Raw genomic sequence first — 15536 nt, 5'->3', positions numbered from 1 at the left:
GCAGATGAGCGATACTATAAAAGCACCAACCGTAGCAGAATTACAAGCGAAAGGCGAGACGCCAGAAATATTGTTTTGGGTGGGCTGTGCGGGCTCATTTGACGATAGGTACAAAAGAGTGACCGTAGCCTTTACAAAAATTTTGAATAAGCTCAACGTCAACTTTGCAGTTTTAGGGCCTGAAGAGTCATGTACAGGCGATCCAGCCAGACGGGCGGGTAACGAGTTTTTGTTTCAGATGCAGGCTATGGCCAATATCCAATTGTTGGATATGTATCAAGTGAAAAAAATCGTAACCGCTTGTCCACATTGTTTTAATACATTAAAAAATGAATATCCCGACCTAGGTGGTAATTATGAAGTGATTCATCATACTACCTTTTTGCAGGGATTGTTGGACGATGGGAAATTGAAGGTTAGTGGTGGATCATTTAAGGGACAAAAAATCACTTACCATGATTCTTGTTACTTAGGCAGAGCCAACGACATCTATGAGGCACCACGAAACGTACTGAAGTCTCTAGATGCTGATTTAGTGGAAATGAAGCGTTGCAAAACTAAAGGCCTTTGTTGCGGAGCCGGCGGAGGTCAAATGTTTAAGGATGCTGAAGCAGGTGATAAAGAAATCAATATAGAGCGCACCGAAGAAGCGCTAGATACAGGTGCTAAGGTAATAGCCTCTGGGTGTCCTTTTTGTATGACCATGTTGTCAGATGGCGTGAAGAACAAAGAGAAAGAAGCAGAAGTACAGGTGAAGGATATTGCTGAGCTTCTGGATGAAGCGATGGACTAACCTTTGCAAAGCTGGTCGATGAGGGCTTGCGCTAAGGTAAGCCCTACGTCAAGTGCCTTTTGCCAATCCTGACAAGCCGCTTCAGAATTGCCTAGGTCATATTGCACAGTGCCTCTGTTTAAATAGGCTTCACCATAAGTCGGGCTTAATGTTATGGCTTGATTAAAGTCGTTTAAAGCGTTCTCACTGTTGCCCAGAGTAAATTGAGCAAATCCTCTTTGATAATAAGCGTCCGCATTTTGATTGTCCAGAGAGATGGAAATATTAAAGTCGGTGATGGCTTTGTCGTTTTCTCCTAATTCTGACAGACATGTGCCTCTAAGGAAAAAGAATTCGGGATTACTTGTATTGTCTGCCTGCAGATCATTAAACATATCGAGTGCCTCTTCCAGATAACCTTCTGACAAAAGACCGTGAGCTTCTTCTATAGAACTGGTCTGAGCGTTTGTTTGCGAAAACGTACAGATAATCATTAAAAGTGTTAACACCTTTTTCATAAACCTTTATTTTGTTTCTCTAGCCTATGTAATTTCCATGAAAAAATACGGATTACCAATTAACTTGCCTCAAATAGCCAAGTATGATATGAAGATTATCAATCAGTGGAGTAAGTACCTTTTCATTTTTTTATTGCTCAGCCCGATGTGGTCTCATGGGCAAAACCTTGAGTCGATATTGGAGCGGCATTTTGAGGCCATAGGTCAAGAGAACTTAGTGGCCATGCGTTCGATAGTGATGGAAGCGCGTGAAATGGAGGGGTTTTCAAGTGGTAAAAAATATAGTATCACAAAGAAGTACCCGAATAAAATGCGAATAGAGGGAAAGTGGCAAGAGCGTGTTTATGTCAAAGCTTTTGATGGGACGCGGGCCTGGACTATCGCCCCATGGACTGGGGTGCACACTGCTCAGCTGATGACAGACCGGGAGAGAAATCTATTCTTAGTCGATGTCGGGATAGGATCCCCCTTGTATGACTATGGGTTGGGTAATGTTTTGAACTTGATTGGGTCTGAACGAGCCGATGATGCTAATCATTATGTGATTCGTTCTACTACGAATTCGGGTTTTTATGTAGACTACCTTATAGATAAGAAAAGTTATATGATCCACCTGGTAAGAATTTATGAAGAAGACCAGATCGACAAAGTGGCCTACGAAGTCATTTATAAAAATTATAAGAACCTGGGTGGTGTCTCCATTCCCTTTGGTTTTGAAAAAAGAATTGACAGGAGCGTGACATCAATTGTAATAGATGATATTGTTTTTGGTCAGGGAGCTTCCAATAGCATTTTTAACAAGCCTGAGTAAAAAAATGGCTATTTCAAGAATGAAGGGTGCAAACCCTTGAGCTGCTTGAGATAGCCATTTTAATATTCAAACTACTCTACTGATCAGTAATAATTGCTGATTGAATTGACCAGGCAAAATCAACCTGAACCTTATCAACAAAATAAGGGTCATCCATACTAATGTACTGGTCGGCGCTGTAAGCCACGGTAGAGCTACTTGTTGCCAACGCATGACAACTCATGCAATTGGTTTGTACCCCATAATCATAGTTTGGATTTAGCTCGTTTTTCCGTTTGGAGAATGTGCCTTTGCCAAAGCCGGCTTCTAAGAATGGGTTATAGCCAAATACAGGTTCAGCCCCTTCGTTGGTGCCTCCTGTGATAGGCTGATTAGGCCAAACCATGGCATATCCAGTGGATACTCCATAGTGTGCCGCGGCTGCCGACAGTTGTGCTGGCCTTAGTGTGGCTGCAGCATTTGAACTTGGATTCAATGGGGTGTCAGGGTTTGGTGCCCAGTAGAATGTTTGCCAGGTCCAGTTGCTTATTTCTTTACTTGTCACATGCATAGCAACTAACAAGGCCACGTCACCTGCTTTGGCTGTGTCTCCCTGTACCGCACTTTGTTGTTCGTTGAGATAAGCGGCCATTTCAGCATCTACCTCAAAATTAATGAAGTCGTTTAGGTTGCATGTGGACTCTGGTGTCGGGTCATCGCCACCACTGACCGGTACAAGTTTTTTGCCTGAAGCTTGTCCATTGTTTACATCCACAAAAATATAACTGTCCCATACCTCAGGACCGAATGGTTTGGGAGTGTCTGGTGGTCCTGGCCAAGCTGGAATTCTGATATAGTCATCCTGTACGCTACCTACATAGTAGGTTGGTTTGAGAGTAATGGCGTCATTTGGAAATGCTGGAATTTTGCCAATAGCCCCGGGCTTTTTATAAGAATCCAAGACAGATTTTTTAAAAATTTGATTCTTGATAGCGTAATTGGCCGCGCTTGGGTTATAAGCAACGGTTACCCAGAAGTTCGAACCAAAATCAAGACCTGCTGTTGTGTCTACACCAGCCTGTTTTGCTAAAGTGGCTGAATGCTCAAATTGTTTTGGTTTTTGTAGCAATGTCCGATTGGTCTTGGTTGAGTTTGTCTTATTCTCTTTGACTTGAGTTTGTAGTTCTCCAAGTCCAAGCCAAGTTTCGAATACCAGCAAAGGGTTTCCGTTGAAGGATTGATCAGTTGGCGTGGTGAGTCCAGCCCAGATTCCCCAAGCATGCTCGTATATCGAAGATGTGTCTCGTTTAGATAACCAATCATAAATAAGAATAGAATCTTCAGGGAAATTAAACCCTGGCACTTCACTTGTTGGTAGTGGTACTGGCACTATTTGTTGGCTAGCTTGCAATAACTCCGTTTCATTCTTGTCAATGGCAGTTGGTTTGTTGCAGCTTAAGAAAATAAAATGAGCGGAAAGGGTCAAAAACAACCCAATAGGCCATAATCGACCAATTTTTGAAAGTTTCATGGAAATTTAAGTTAGGTTTAAATATTAATTTAAGTTAGAATAAAATGTGATTATTGCAAAAAAATAGCAACACAATGATGAGCAATCTGTAGATAGTGCTACTTAGAATGCAGTATTATCCTATTTGTCTTGAATATACCTTCGGAAGGAAGGGTTAGTATTTGTCTGGAATCTAATCGAGCAATTGCTGATGAATTTCTAGTACCTGAGGAATGATTAAGTGCTTCCCATCATTATCTATCACAGCATCAGCCAACTCCACTCTTCTTTCTTCGCTGACTTGTTTATCAATGATGCCGTTGATTTCTTCTTCAGAACGCTGAGGGTCTCTTTTTTGCACTCTTTGTATACGGGTTTCAATGGAGGCAAACACATTGATTAGGAAATCTAACTGTTTGTAAGAGCCAGATTCTATCATAAGAGCGGCTTCCTTTAATAGGTATGGAGCCTGCTGTTGGCTTTGCCATTGTTTAAAGTCCTTGCCAACGGCTGGATGTACCAAAGCATTAATTTGTGCAGTCTTGTTCGGATCACTAAATATGGCCTTTGCCAGGAAGGGACGGTTTAGTTCTCCATTTTGATAAGCCTCAGAACCAAAAGCTGCTTTAATATTTTTAATTAAATCAGGTTCGTTTTGCATGAGGTGTTTCGCACGGTCATCCGCTTGGTAGATCGGAATTTCCAGCGTTTCAAAGATTCGACAAACTGTTGATTTTCCAGATCCTATGCCTCCGGTAATGCCTACAATTTTCATTGTTCTTCTGCAAACATGAGTTTGATTCGGTCTGAGGCCAATACGATGTCCAATGCCTTCTCATGAGCGTACATGAGTATAGGAGCTACAGTAGAATCATTCATATTTCTCATGGAGTAATCTACAGTAACGCTAAAATCTGACTCGTTTACATCATCCTCATCTTCTTCCATTATGGTATAATATAGCAATATACTGCTGTCTGCCAGATACGAGGATGAGTCTTCTGGGAAGTCTAAGTGTTCTATGGGTATATTTATCTCTCTTGCCAAAAATTTGGCTACCTGAAATTTTACTGTGGCTTCAGGTGGATCCACAACGACATGATCTCCTACGAAATATCCCAACTCATCATCGAAGTTTCCATCGATATTCATATTGCTGAAATCTAGCTGAACATAGTCTGGCATTTCGAGCATAGTAGATTTAGGGCCCGAAACTACGGCGCTGTCCACATTACAACTGATGGGGCTAACCATGCGATAGGACTGAGAAAGCGGAATAGAAATGCTATCTACGAGTACGGGTAGCTTTCGAGTAACCTTGTCTTCAATGTTGAAAAACAAAGTGTCGGTCACCACATAAATTAAGCGAAGTCCATCCAACTGATCAGAGATCATGGGAATTAAACTTGCTCTTGTTAAAAACTTAATTTCGGTTGGGTTGTCCAGCGGAATATTGATAGGGGTGGCATTGATGCGGAGGGTTTTGCGAATTAGGTTCCAGCCACCACTTGTTACATCAATTTTGATCTGTTTGGCTAGTGGTTCCATCACCACTACACTATCTTCGGCAAAGGTGTAGGACAAAGGGTAGTCGACCCTAGTGTCGTACGATTTGTTCATGGCATTAAAAAACCAAAAGGTAGTTGCCCCTAAAATCGAGAGCACAACTACCTTCCAGTTATCTTTTAATCCAGGTAATAAAAACCTAAATATTCCCATTCAGTTATTTGTTCATCAAAACAATTAGCTTGCTAAACGTTTAGTATTCTCCATAGAGATGGATGATTTTTCAATCTTCATTTTAGCGCCCTTGTCTATTTCTAAAGTTACAGTAGAGTCGTCTACCGACAAAACTTTACCATGGATTCCTCCTATGGTAATCACTTGATCTCCTTTGGCCACACCTTCAGAAAAAGTCTTTTGATCCTTTTGCTTTTTTTGCTGTGGTCTGATGAAGAAGAAATAGAAGATGACCACCATGACACCAATCATGATCAGATTTGAATATCCTGCGCCACCTGCCGCTGCTTGTAATAATATGAAGTTTAACATGCTTCGTTAATTGTTATAAATGATTGACTTAAGACGGTGTGTCAGCATCTTTTGGCGCTGGGGTCACGTTTGCCTTGATTTTGATTCTTTTCTGCTTTGGATAAGTGTTTGAAGTGATAGTAACCGTTTTGTTTTGGATACCTGGCTTTTTTCTACTGTTGAATTTCACTTTGATCTCACCCTTTTCGCCTACGCCGATTGGTTCTTTTGGCCATTCGGGAACTGTACATCCACATGATCCAGTAGCGCTAGAAATAATCAATGGAGAGTCTCCAGTGTTAGTAAAAGCAAATACGTGCTCTACTACATCTCCTTCATTGATGGTTCCGAAGTCATGAGACTCTTCGTTGAATGCAAATTCAGGAAGCGGTCCTTCAGGCTTTACTTCAGGCTGTTTGTTGGCAGCTGGCTTAGCTGAAGTTACAGATCTTGCTGCTGCAGTTCCAGAACCTTCTAATTCTGCCACGCGACCTTCGAGTCTTGCAATTCTATTTTCTACGTCAGCATTAGAACACCCTGTAATGATCATTGCCATCACTGCTACAAATGCAGGAATCATTTTTATATTTTTCATAACTAGTATGTTTAATTGAAATTATTGTTAGAAATAAATGGAAGTAAATTTAGTTAAGGTGTATCAATCGAGAGATCACACAACTATCCTTAACAACTATTTAACAAATGAAATAGTGAATTAAACTTCCTCTCCTTTGATTTTAGTAATTAGGCCATTTACATCATCTAGTAATCGCTCTGCTTTTTCCTTAGCGTCGCTTACTATTTTGTCTCCCTCAGTTCTCGCTTCGTTGTCGCTGAGTTCTTTGCCTTCAATAAATTCTTTTACTAATTCGTCTAGCTTTTTGCTATACTTATCTAGTTGGTAAGATAGTCGGTCTCTTGTATTTTCTCCTTTGTCCGGTGCATACAAAATGCCCAGGATAGCTCCTGTTGCTGCTCCGGTTAAAAATGCTAAAAAGGAATTCGAATTTTTACTCATATTATTTGTTGTCTAGCAGTCCTCGTCCACTTTTCTTGATTTGGCCGTCTTTCTGCAATTCTACTGAAAGTACATCCAAAAGGCCATTTACAAATTGTTTACTCTTTGGCGTACTATAAAGTTTCGATAACTCAATATATTCATTAATGCTTACTTTAACAGGAATCGAATTGAAATGAATCATCTCTCCGATGGCCATTTCAAGAATAATCCTGTCTGTAAGCGCTACACGATCTATTTCCCAGTTTTTTGACTTTTCTTCAATCAGAGTTTCGTACTCTTCTTCTTTGTCAATCGCCAAGTCGTATAGCTCTTTCAAAAATAATAAATCCTCTTCCCAGTTCTTAGAAAGTTCCATCAATATTGGTTCACTTTCTTCCGTTTCGATGGATTTCATTGTTTTCAACACCATACTTCTTAGAATAGGTTTGTTTTCACTCCATCCTAAATCTAATGCTTCGAAATAGTCGTTGATGTTGTCGTTTTTGAAAATGATAGACTTGTAAAGGGTTTGTACAAACTCCTGATCGTCCTCTAGTGTTGCTTTGGCAAGGTTGTCATATTCAATGAAAAACTCTTGAGGCTTAATGTATTCTTTATACCAGGCTCTGATCAAATCAGTATCCCAGGCTACATTTTTTCTAATTCGCTCTTCTTCTAAAGCTTCGAAGCCTTTCAGGTTATTGATGACAATATTCTTCGCGAAATTGTCATGGGTGTTGTTTTTCTTGCGCTTTTCTAGTCCGATCAATTCCTGAATTTCGACGACGATATATAAAAACTTGATGTAATCATCATAGATGGAAGTGATCCCTGATAGCAGTCTTTTTTTGAAATGCTCTTTGTTGGCAGTGAGCTTATTTAGATAGGCTTGCTGCTGTTCTTTGATCACTTTTACAATTTCAGGCTTCGTGTCTTCAGGAATGGCATCGCCTCCCTGATGAATCAAAGCACTAAAAGCTTTGCCTGTTTGCTCGCGATCTTTGGTCAATTCTTCCTTGTCCTGCACCTCCATAGAGTTGAGGTCAGGCAAAAAGTTGTCTTCTGCTTCTTTTTTGCAGATATTGAATTCAGCCTCTCGGGCAGTATGATAGGCGAATATCGCCTGCATACCTTTAATACGTAAAGAACGTCTGTTTAGCATTAAATCAAATTTTTGAGCGCTACTAAGAGCGCTCGGGTAATTTATAGTGGCAACTTGTTGTTTCCAATCGCGGCGATTCTGTTTTCGGCGATTTGGATAGCTGCTGCCTGTGGTGTTGCTCCAGATTTTGCGCATAGATCAAATACCTCAAGGGTAGTGTCATAAATTCGCTCGGTCTGATTCATCACTCTGTCTCTATTATAGTTGCCTTCGTATTCATAGTAAACGTTGGTAATTCCACCTCCATTGATCAAGAAGTCTGGTGCATATAAAATGCCTTTGTTTACCAATGCTTTGCCATGAATTTTTTCATCCAGCAATTGATTGTTAGCTCCTCCTGCTACAATGTCGCAGTTGAGCTTATCAATGTTTTCATCATTCAAAGTACCACCTAAAGCACATGGCGCATAGATGTCGAAATCCGTATTAAAAACCTGATCAGCTGCTACCACTTCAACCGGGAAGCGATCAGTGATCTTTTTGATTTTATCTTCGAAAATATCTGAAATCAAGACCTTTGCATTTTCTTTGATCAGATTTTCAATCAGATAGGTACCCACATTACCGGTACCCTGTACCAATACTTTTTTCCCTTCTAGCTTTTCAGAACCATAGGCTTTTTTAGCCGAAGCTTTCATCCCCATGTATACACCATAAGCTGTGACTGGAGAAGGATCTCCTGAACCTCCCATGAAGCCTGGTAACCCAGTTACATATGGAGTTTCCATTCTGACATACTCCATGTCTTTGGTGCTCATGTTTACATCTTCGGCAGTCCAGTACTTTCCTCCGAGACTGTTGACGAACTTGCCAAAGCGTCTCATCAATGCCTCGTTTTTTAGTTTTCGAGCATCACCGATCAAAACAGCTTTTCCACCTCCAATATTCAGTCCGGCAATGGCATTTTTCAATGTCATGCCTCTTGATAGTCTCAAAACATCAGTAAGCGCCTCCTGATCAGAAGCATAGTGCCACATTCTTGTACCTCCCATAGCAGGCCCTAAGACCGTGTTATGAATGGCAATGATGGCCTTCAATCCGGTAGCTTTGTCGTGACAAAAAACTACCTGCTCGTGATTCATTTCTTCTATTCCAGAGAATAAAGACACTTCTTCTTTTTTGAGTGGTTCGTTCACCTCTATCATATTTTTGGGTTTATGATTGTTAACGTTGTTGGGTACTGAAAATAAGCGCAAAGTTAGCTGATTTTTAATCAGATCAAGAAAATTAATCATTGATTAATTAAGATTTTCTATTCTTACTACCCCACTGATTTTTATGTCTTTTAAAACCAACTTTCAAAAAACTATACCGTTTGAACTTTGTATTATTGCATTTTCAAAAGCATTTTTTGGCCATTCTGAATGAAAGACCTCGCACATCTTAATAAGTATTTTTTTAAATACAAGTACCATTTGATTCTCGGTACGGTGTTCATTATTATATCCAATTTGTTTGGGGTGATACCCGCTGTGGTAGTAAGGCATTCATTTGATTTGATTCAAGGCAGTTTTCAAGTGTACAGAGGTTTTGAAGGCTTTGATTTGCAATCTGACACCTATGATTTATTTGCTTCGAGCATCTTAATCTTTGGTATGGTGATTTTGGCCTCGGCGATCCTCAAAGGCATATTCATGTTTTTCATGCGTCAGACGATCATCGTCATGTCTCGATTGATTGAATATGATCTGAAGAATGAAATCTATGAGCATTATCAAACCTTGTCACTCAGCTTTTATAGAAAAAATAATACGGGTGACTTGATGAATAGAATCTCGGAAGATGTAAGTCGAGTACGAATGTACGTCGGCCCAGCTATCATGTATGGAATCAATCTATTTACCATGTTTTTGATTGTGATTCCATTCATGCTCTCCATCAACGTGGAACTGACCTTATATTCATTACTGCCTCTGCCATTTCTTTCCTTTAGTATTTATTATGTAAATAATATTATCAACAAGCGTTCTGAAGAGATTCAGGAAAGTTTGTCTGGTCTCTCCACTTTCGTTCAGGAGGCATTTTCCGGAATAAGAGTGATTAAAGCTTTTGTTCGTGAGCAGGATTATAATGAAAAATTCTCCGTAGCTAGTAATGACTACAAGAAGAAATCGCTTCGATTGGCGTTTGTTCAAGCACTCTTCTTTCCACTAATCATGAGCTTGATTGGTTTGAGCGTGATTTTAACGGTCTATGTGGGTTCAGTTGGTATTCTGCAAGGAGAGCTGAGTACTGGGAATATTGCCGAATTTATTATATACGTGAATATGCTGACCTGGCCGGTGACTGCTTTGGGGTGGATTACGAGTATCATCCAGCGCGCTGCGGCTTCTCAAAAACGGGTAAATGAATTTCTTCATACTAAAAATGATATTGTATCTGAGAAGAATATAGAGAAGGAAATTTCAGGTGATCTGGTATTTGATAATGTAAAATTCACCTATCCAGATTCTGGAATTGAAGCATTGAAAGGAGTTTCCTTTGATGTAGAGGCAGGAGAGTCGATCGCCATTATTGGGACTACCGGGTCCGGTAAAAGTACAATAGCCAATTTGTTGTGTAGAATGTATGATGTTACTTCCGGGGAAGTGAAGGTGGATGATTTATCCATCAAGGATTATTCTTTGTCTACTATTCGAGGTAATATCGGATACGTACCTCAGGACGTCTTCTTGTTTTCTGAAACTATTGCAGATAATATTTCTTTTGGTAATCAAAAATTAAGTGAGGCTCAAATTCGTCAGGCCGCTGATCATGCGGATCTTACTGAGAATATTGACCGGTTTCCTAAGGGTTTTCAGACGATGCTCGGGGAGCGAGGAATCACACTTTCTGGTGGCCAGAAACAACGCGTGTCCATTGCACGAGCCATAGCGCGCGAACCAAAAATTCTAATCATGGATGACTGCCTGTCTGCGGTCGATACCAAGACGGAAAATAGCATACTAAACAGTATGAAAAAGATCATGGTTGACCGGACTACAGTAATTATTTCACACCGTGTATCTTCTGCTCAACTGGCTGATAAAATTATCGTGTTGGATGATGGGAAAATTGTGGAGCAAGGTTCTCATGATACCCTGATAGCCATGGAAGGCACGTATCATTCACTCTATCAAAAGCAAATACAAGGAGAGGAAATGGCCATGAAATAGCCAATTCCTCCCTCATACAAGCGGGTTAAAAGATATTGTGGTATGCTTCTAGTTTTTCGCTGCTTGATTTTTGCAACCAGCTTTGTTTGTACTCATTATCAGATGGTAGGTGATATCTCAATTCATTGGTTATTTTTTTCACCTTCACATATAGCATAGGTCGGTATGAAATCTCATCGCTTTCTGTGCTAGCAATAGATAAGTTATACTCCTTTGATTGGTCTATCAGAGTAAGGACCAGACCTTTGTTGTTGTCTTTGCTTTCAATCCATTCTTTGATTTGAGATCTATTCAGTAAAAACGGTACAGTGCCCTTAAATTTCATTTGTGTGGGGTCTGGGAGAAGCACCATGTCCGAGTAGTCGTAGGCACTCGATTCTACGTCAGCTGCGCCTGGATCAAACCATTCTTGGTCGGTGTAGGCCATATTCCAGTTTGCCTCGCTTTCTTTAAAAAGAGGAGCATTTGGTACAATCACCTGTACACCTAGTGCATTAGGCTCCCCTCCGTCTATAATTGGGGTTTCCACTCTAACGTATAAAATCGCTTCTACTACCTCGTATTCTTCTTCGTTCAATTCGGTCAAAGCAGATTCAACGCCTTCGAAATGAATGAGAGAATTTGTTGCGTACATAAATCCATTGGCAGGATTTATTTCACTTTCAACAAATAGCTCCTCTTCGTCCAAGCCTTCATTACCTAGTTTAGCAATCGAAACATCTGATGTTCCTTGATAATTGTCTAGTCCATTAGAAAAATAATACTCAATGAATTGAGATTGAGCTGTGGCGCCATCGCATACATATGATGTGGATTCCACTTCATCGTCATCTAGTTGACCATTAGCGTTTCTATCCAATCCGGTCAAGACCTGAATGCCGCCGTAGTCACAATTCGAACCTGGACTCTCTTCCAAAGTTTTGGTTAGTGAAGTGAATCCGTCCATTCCATCTATCCCGTTGCAGATAAAATGGGTAGTTTCAATTTCATCATTTCCTAGAATCAAATTTTCATCTTTGTCCATTCCGGACTCTATTTTTATTCCACCGTTTTGGCAGTTGTCGCCTGAGGCTTCATCGGTAATTTTGGTCAGGGTAGTCATCCCATCATTACCTGAACTTCCTTCTTCACCATGGCATAAACTGAAAGAAGACTGCACTTCATCTTCTGATAACTCGCTGTCAGCATTTAGGTCCGAACCAAAGTATATAATTACTCCTCCGTCAGAACAATTTTCCCCTGAAGGAATTTCCTCAGTTTTTGAAATTAGGTCTGCGGCCACTTGGCCGTTTTCCCCATGACACAAGAAGTTAATTGTTGTAACCTCCTGTTCGTCTAACAAGCCATTCTCATTGCTGTCGTTTCCTGCCTTCAACAAAAAGCCACCATTAGGGCAGTTGTCGTCGCTTTCTATAGATTCAGTTTCAATGATGCTGTCCATCATTTCGTCTTCAATTTCAGGTTCCTCTGCGAAAGGTTCCTCAATGCACCCCATCATAAGCGAAACAAGAAATATCGCTGTCAAGATGATCAATAGTTTAGATGTGTTATCAGTTTTCATTTTCTTATTGTTTGGTTTTTCTATTCCCGATCAACACTTTGCCGACCGTGAGACCAATTGTTTGTTTCGGCTAATGTACGGAGGCAAATCAGTCTGGATGGCCTTATTTTATCGTAATAGGGGTTTGTTCACCACTTGTACACCTCAGGAGAAATGGCTTTGTCAGAAAATTAAACTCAAGTGTCAGAAAACTTAAGTTTGGCAGAATGGTGTAGGTAGTGACTTTTTGGGTGCGTGAGGTTTTCATTCTGCATTCAATGACTTATTCTTACATATCATCCAATTATAAGAAATGAAAAAGTATCTGTTGATTCTGGCAGTCTTGGCGTGTATTGATTCACAAGCGCAAAAGACAATTGTTCATTGTGGCCTTCTGATAGACGGCTATTCGAACAAACCAAAAAAGGAGCAAACGATCATGATTGATGGAGATCGAATTGTTGAAGTTAAGAATGGCTTTGTTGCCCCATCCGAAAGTGACCGATTGATTGACTTAAAGGGATATACTGTATTGCCTGGATTCATAGACATGCATGTGCATCTGGAGCACGAGACCGGGAAGAACAAGTACATGAATAAATTCACCCAAAATCCAGCGGACAAGGCATTTGAATCTGTGGTTTATGCAGAAAGAACACTTCTTGCCGGATTTACCACTGTTCGAGATTTAGGTGGGTCGGGAGTTAATATTTCCTTGCGAAATGCTATAAACAAAGGTCTGGTAGATGGGCCTAGAATTTTTACCGCCGGGAAGGCCCTGGGTGTAACTGGTGGACATGCTGATCCTACCAATGGTTACAGTCAAAAACTCATGGGCAACCCGGGTCCCAAAGAAGGTGTGGTGAATAGTGCTGAGGATGCCAGACAAGCTGTGCGTCAACGATACAAAAACGGAGCAGATCTGATCAAAATAACTGCTACTGGAGGGGTTTTGAGCTTGGCGAAGAATGGAACCGGTCCCCATTTTCAAGAAGATGAAATCAAAGCTGTTGTAGAAACGGCAAAAGATTATGGCTTTCATGTGGCCGCTCATGCTCACGGAGATGAAGGCATGCAGCGTGCAGTAAGAGCAGGCGTAACCACTATCGAGCACGGCACTTATATGAGTGAAGAAACCATGCGCATGATGAAAGAACGAAACACGTATTTTATTCCCACACTATTAGCTGGTGACTTTGTAGCGGATAAGGCTAAAGAGGAAGGCTATTATCCTGAGATTATTGTGCCGAAAGCCGCAGCAGTAGGACCTCAGATTTTTGACACCTATAAAAAGGCTGTGCAGTTTGGTGTGCCTATCGGATTCGGTACGGATGCAGGTGTTTTTCTGCATGGAGACAATGGAAAGGAATTTGAACTGATGGTTGATGGTGGCATGTCGCCCATGCAAGCGATCCAATGTGCAACTTCCGTAAATGCTTCAATCCTCAAAGAATCGGAAAACATAGGAAGTATAAAAAAAGGCGTTTATGCTGATTTAGTGGCTGTAAAAGGTGACCCAACAAAAGATGTCAAGCTCTTACAAAGTATTCCATTTGTAATGAAGGGAGGGGCAGTCTATAAGTCTGTCAATTAATTTTTTGCGAACATCTCTACGATAACAGAGTTGTCGTCATAGAGTTTTTCTAGCGTATAGTTGCGAAGCGTCAATCCTCTTTCATCGGCCAGTACTTTTAGTTTTGATTCCACCTTTTCCGTATTGGGCATAACCAAAGGATGCATGGTGAGTGCGGCTTGAAAGGTAGTTTGTCCTTCTATTTCAAGCACTTGTAGGCCTGATGGAATCATCGACATGTCATTTTCTAATAAAACACCCACGAATCTTCGACTTTCATATTCTCCGAGTGTGTCGTCTTTGTAGTTGACGATGGACAATGTACCAGTTAGTGTGCCATCAGCCATGTATGCCTTCATTTCTTCGAAAAGAAAGTGCTCCTCCTTCGAAGTGAGTTTGCCATGAATTTCCTTGCCCGCCAAACTGTACTTATTGTTTTTGGATACAGCTGTTTGGACTTCTTCAAATCCTCCCAGATTGAAATAGAAGGTCAATAAAATGACAAACAATGCCACAAAGGAGGCAAACCAATAAATGTATTTTTTGTGGAGTGTGCTTAGCCGCATGTTTTTCTTTTAAAGACGTCAAAGCTAAGGAATATTCATGGTGTTGATCTCTGGATATCAAAATAACTAACGCCGCCGACACGAAGTTATTCGTCTCACCTATGAAACATGTCAGAATGGAAGTGGAATGATTTTCAAATCAGATTATTCTGAAGAAGCCGCTTTCGCGGCAGGGGAATCATCGTCTGCCTTCTTTGCACAGCGACAGTTGTCAGGTGTATCCTGACCACTGATTTCGAAATTTTCGCAGGACATGATCAAATAGTTGTGTCTACCTAAGCCATAGCCAATAATGCCAATCACAATGACGATGCCTGCCAAGGCAGTCATCCATTTTCTATTCAGGTTCAATATGTCCGGACTTGTAAAGTAAAAAAACAAATACACGACATAGGGTAAGGCTATGGCTATCGATAGGATACTGGCGACCTTAAGTACGTGATCTGTCAATTGGCCAGTATTCAGCGAGTCATCTATAATGCGTGCCACTAACCAGATGGTGGGTAAAATCAACATGGAGTAGCCGATCCATTTGTTGCCAGGAAGAAGGGAGCCATGAGCAAATACAGTGACCATGAGTATACTTAGCGAAAACAACCAAATGGCAATAATATGCCCAAGGAAGACCACGCCAAAAGCCCCGAAATTGAAGCTGAGGTCCCAGGTATAAGCAGATAGCCCGATGGCCACACCTACCAGGGTGAACATTTCTGTGCTGGCTTTTTTTACTGATGAGGTGTTTTGATTATCGCTCATAGTTCAAGGTTAGGGTTTACACATTTTACTCACAGGTTGAAATTAGATAATAATCGCATATTTTGGAAATTAATTGGAAGAAGTACGGACTATGGGCTCGGTCAGCTTTACGATCTGGAAGTTGTTATCCGAGGTTTTGTATCACAGATTCTGTGATAGCTAT

General features: G+C 40.8%; 16 protein-coding genes. 4 read left to right on the top strand and 12 right to left on the bottom strand.

Annotated elements, in window-relative coordinates:
• The first annotated feature begins 4 nt into the window (after positions 1–4).
• The gene (locus tag ACO6S2_RS00170; RefSeq protein WP_422360496.1) at positions 5–793 is read left to right on the top strand and encodes a (Fe-S)-binding protein; all 789 of its coding nucleotides are present in this window, start codon (positions 5–7) and stop codon (positions 791–793) included.
• On the opposite strand, the gene ACO6S2_RS00165 is transcribed toward ACO6S2_RS00170, so the two are convergent.
• Positions 790–1290, bottom strand: a complete 501-nt coding sequence (locus ACO6S2_RS00165; RefSeq protein WP_422360495.1) for a tetratricopeptide repeat protein — start codon at positions 1288–1290, stop codon at positions 790–792. The two genes, ACO6S2_RS00170 and ACO6S2_RS00165, sit on opposite strands and share 4 nt — an antisense overlap.
• 37 nt (positions 1291–1327) lie before the next feature.
• Here ACO6S2_RS00165 and ACO6S2_RS00160 point away from each other — a divergent pair, with 37 nt between their 5' ends.
• Positions 1328–2101, top strand: a complete 774-nt coding sequence (locus ACO6S2_RS00160; protein ID WP_422360494.1) for a hypothetical protein — start codon at positions 1328–1330, stop codon at positions 2099–2101.
• Positions 2102–2177: 76 nt separating this feature from the next.
• On the opposite strand, the gene ACO6S2_RS00155 is transcribed toward ACO6S2_RS00160, so the two are convergent.
• The 8 genes from ACO6S2_RS00155 to ACO6S2_RS00120 all read right to left on the bottom strand — a co-directional run bounded on the left by ACO6S2_RS00155 (position 2178) and on the right by ACO6S2_RS00120 (position 8928).
• Positions 2178–3611 carry a hypothetical protein gene (locus ACO6S2_RS00155; RefSeq protein WP_422360493.1) on the bottom strand — a complete coding sequence of 478 codons (1434 nt, stop codon included), beginning with the start codon at positions 3609–3611 and terminating at the stop codon, positions 2178–2180.
• Positions 3612–3783: 172 nt separating this feature from the next.
• A complete protein-coding gene (gene coaE / locus ACO6S2_RS00150) occupies positions 3784–4365 on the bottom strand; it encodes a dephospho-CoA kinase (protein WP_422360492.1) in 582 nt (193 codons plus the stop codon).
• Positions 4362–5309 (bottom strand): hypothetical protein, encoded by a 948-nt coding sequence (locus ACO6S2_RS00145; RefSeq protein ID WP_422360491.1) that lies wholly within the window; start codon positions 5307–5309, stop codon positions 4362–4364. The genes coaE and ACO6S2_RS00145 overlap by 4 nt, the downstream gene beginning before the upstream one ends.
• Before the next feature lie 24 nt (positions 5310–5333).
• Positions 5334–5642 carry a preprotein translocase subunit YajC gene (gene yajC, locus ACO6S2_RS00140; protein ID WP_422360490.1) on the bottom strand — a complete coding sequence of 103 codons (309 nt, stop codon included), beginning with the start codon at positions 5640–5642 and terminating at the stop codon, positions 5334–5336.
• A 28-nt stretch (positions 5643–5670) separates the two neighbouring features.
• The gene (locus ACO6S2_RS00135; protein ID WP_422360489.1) at positions 5671–6216 is read right to left on the bottom strand and encodes a DUF1573 domain-containing protein; all 546 of its coding nucleotides are present in this window, start codon (positions 6214–6216) and stop codon (positions 5671–5673) included.
• A 120-nt stretch (positions 6217–6336) separates the two neighbouring features.
• On the bottom strand, positions 6337–6639 hold the full coding sequence (locus ACO6S2_RS00130) for a YtxH domain-containing protein (protein WP_422360488.1): 303 nt from the start codon (positions 6637–6639) through the stop codon (positions 6337–6339).
• A gap of 1 nt (position 6640) precedes the next feature.
• A complete protein-coding gene (gene nusB, locus ACO6S2_RS00125) occupies positions 6641–7783 on the bottom strand; it encodes a transcription antitermination factor NusB (protein ID WP_422360487.1) in 1143 nt (380 codons plus the stop codon).
• A 41-nt stretch (positions 7784–7824) separates the two neighbouring features.
• Complete coding sequence (locus tag ACO6S2_RS00120) at positions 7825–8928, bottom strand: Glu/Leu/Phe/Val dehydrogenase dimerization domain-containing protein (protein ID WP_422360486.1); 1104 nt, start codon at positions 8926–8928, stop codon at positions 7825–7827.
• Positions 8929–9147: 219 nt separating this feature from the next.
• Between ACO6S2_RS00120 and ACO6S2_RS00115 the strand changes: the two genes are divergently transcribed.
• Complete coding sequence (locus ACO6S2_RS00115; protein ID WP_422360485.1) at positions 9148–10938, top strand: ABC transporter ATP-binding protein; 1791 nt, start codon at positions 9148–9150, stop codon at positions 10936–10938.
• A gap of 25 nt (positions 10939–10963) precedes the next feature.
• On the opposite strand, the gene ACO6S2_RS00110 is transcribed toward ACO6S2_RS00115, so the two are convergent.
• Positions 10964–12499: a DUF7151 family protein gene (locus ACO6S2_RS00110; RefSeq protein ID WP_422360484.1), complete on the bottom strand. Its 1536-nt coding sequence runs from the start codon at positions 12497–12499 to the stop codon at positions 10964–10966.
• A 292-nt stretch (positions 12500–12791) separates the two neighbouring features.
• Between ACO6S2_RS00110 and ACO6S2_RS00105 the strand changes: the two genes are divergently transcribed.
• Positions 12792–14072 carry an amidohydrolase family protein gene (locus ACO6S2_RS00105; protein WP_422360483.1) on the top strand — a complete coding sequence of 427 codons (1281 nt, stop codon included), beginning with the start codon at positions 12792–12794 and terminating at the stop codon, positions 14070–14072.
• Here ACO6S2_RS00105 and ACO6S2_RS00100 read toward each other — a convergent pair.
• Together ACO6S2_RS00100 and ACO6S2_RS00095 are read right to left on the bottom strand one after the other, a co-directional pair.
• On the bottom strand, positions 14069–14617 hold the full coding sequence (locus ACO6S2_RS00100) for a hypothetical protein (RefSeq protein WP_422360482.1): 549 nt from the start codon (positions 14615–14617) through the stop codon (positions 14069–14071). The two genes, ACO6S2_RS00105 and ACO6S2_RS00100, sit on opposite strands and share 4 nt — an antisense overlap.
• 144 nt (positions 14618–14761) lie before the next feature.
• On the bottom strand, positions 14762–15373 hold the full coding sequence (locus ACO6S2_RS00095; protein WP_422360481.1) for a hypothetical protein: 612 nt from the start codon (positions 15371–15373) through the stop codon (positions 14762–14764).
• Between the last annotated feature and the right edge of the window lie 163 nt (positions 15374–15536).

This window comes from Reichenbachiella sp. (assembly GCF_965233835.1).
Taxonomy (GTDB): domain Bacteria; phylum Bacteroidota; class Bacteroidia; order Cytophagales; family Cyclobacteriaceae; genus Reichenbachiella.
This window is presented reverse-complemented; position numbering and strand designations above follow the sequence as displayed.

What these genes read in the sequence shown, in the direction of transcription:
- ACO6S2_RS00170 (WP_422360496.1), top strand. Translation starts at nt 5, where the DNA reads ATGAGCGATACTATAAAAGCACCAACCGTAGCAGAATTACAAGCGAAA.
- ACO6S2_RS00165 (WP_422360495.1), bottom strand. Translation starts at nt 1,290, where the DNA reads ATGAAAAAGGTGTTAACACTTTTAATGATTATCTGTACGTTTTCGCAA.
- ACO6S2_RS00160 (WP_422360494.1), top strand. Translation starts at nt 1,328, where the DNA reads ATGAAAAAATACGGATTACCAATTAACTTGCCTCAAATAGCCAAGTAT.
- ACO6S2_RS00155 (WP_422360493.1), bottom strand. Translation starts at nt 3,611, where the DNA reads ATGAAACTTTCAAAAATTGGTCGATTATGGCCTATTGGGTTGTTTTTG.
- coaE (WP_422360492.1), bottom strand. Translation starts at nt 4,365, where the DNA reads ATGAAAATTGTAGGCATTACCGGAGGCATAGGATCTGGAAAATCAACA.
- ACO6S2_RS00145 (WP_422360491.1), bottom strand. Translation starts at nt 5,309, where the DNA reads ATGGGAATATTTAGGTTTTTATTACCTGGATTAAAAGATAACTGGAAG.
- yajC (WP_422360490.1), bottom strand. Translation starts at nt 5,642, where the DNA reads ATGTTAAACTTCATATTATTACAAGCAGCGGCAGGTGGCGCAGGATAT.
- ACO6S2_RS00135 (WP_422360489.1), bottom strand. Translation starts at nt 6,216, where the DNA reads ATGAAAAATATAAAAATGATTCCTGCATTTGTAGCAGTGATGGCAATG.
- ACO6S2_RS00130 (WP_422360488.1), bottom strand. Translation starts at nt 6,639, where the DNA reads ATGAGTAAAAATTCGAATTCCTTTTTAGCATTTTTAACCGGAGCAGCA.
- nusB (WP_422360487.1), bottom strand. Translation starts at nt 7,783, where the DNA reads ATGCTAAACAGACGTTCTTTACGTATTAAAGGTATGCAGGCGATATTC.
- ACO6S2_RS00120 (WP_422360486.1), bottom strand. Translation starts at nt 8,928, where the DNA reads ATGATAGAGGTGAACGAACCACTCAAAAAAGAAGAAGTGTCTTTATTC.
- ACO6S2_RS00115 (WP_422360485.1), top strand. Translation starts at nt 9,148, where the DNA reads ATGAAAGACCTCGCACATCTTAATAAGTATTTTTTTAAATACAAGTAC.
- ACO6S2_RS00110 (WP_422360484.1), bottom strand. Translation starts at nt 12,499, where the DNA reads ATGAAAACTGATAACACATCTAAACTATTGATCATCTTGACAGCGATA.
- ACO6S2_RS00105 (WP_422360483.1), top strand. Translation starts at nt 12,792, where the DNA reads ATGAAAAAGTATCTGTTGATTCTGGCAGTCTTGGCGTGTATTGATTCA.
- ACO6S2_RS00100 (WP_422360482.1), bottom strand. Translation starts at nt 14,617, where the DNA reads ATGCGGCTAAGCACACTCCACAAAAAATACATTTATTGGTTTGCCTCC.
- ACO6S2_RS00095 (WP_422360481.1), bottom strand. Translation starts at nt 15,373, where the DNA reads ATGAGCGATAATCAAAACACCTCATCAGTAAAAAAAGCCAGCACAGAA.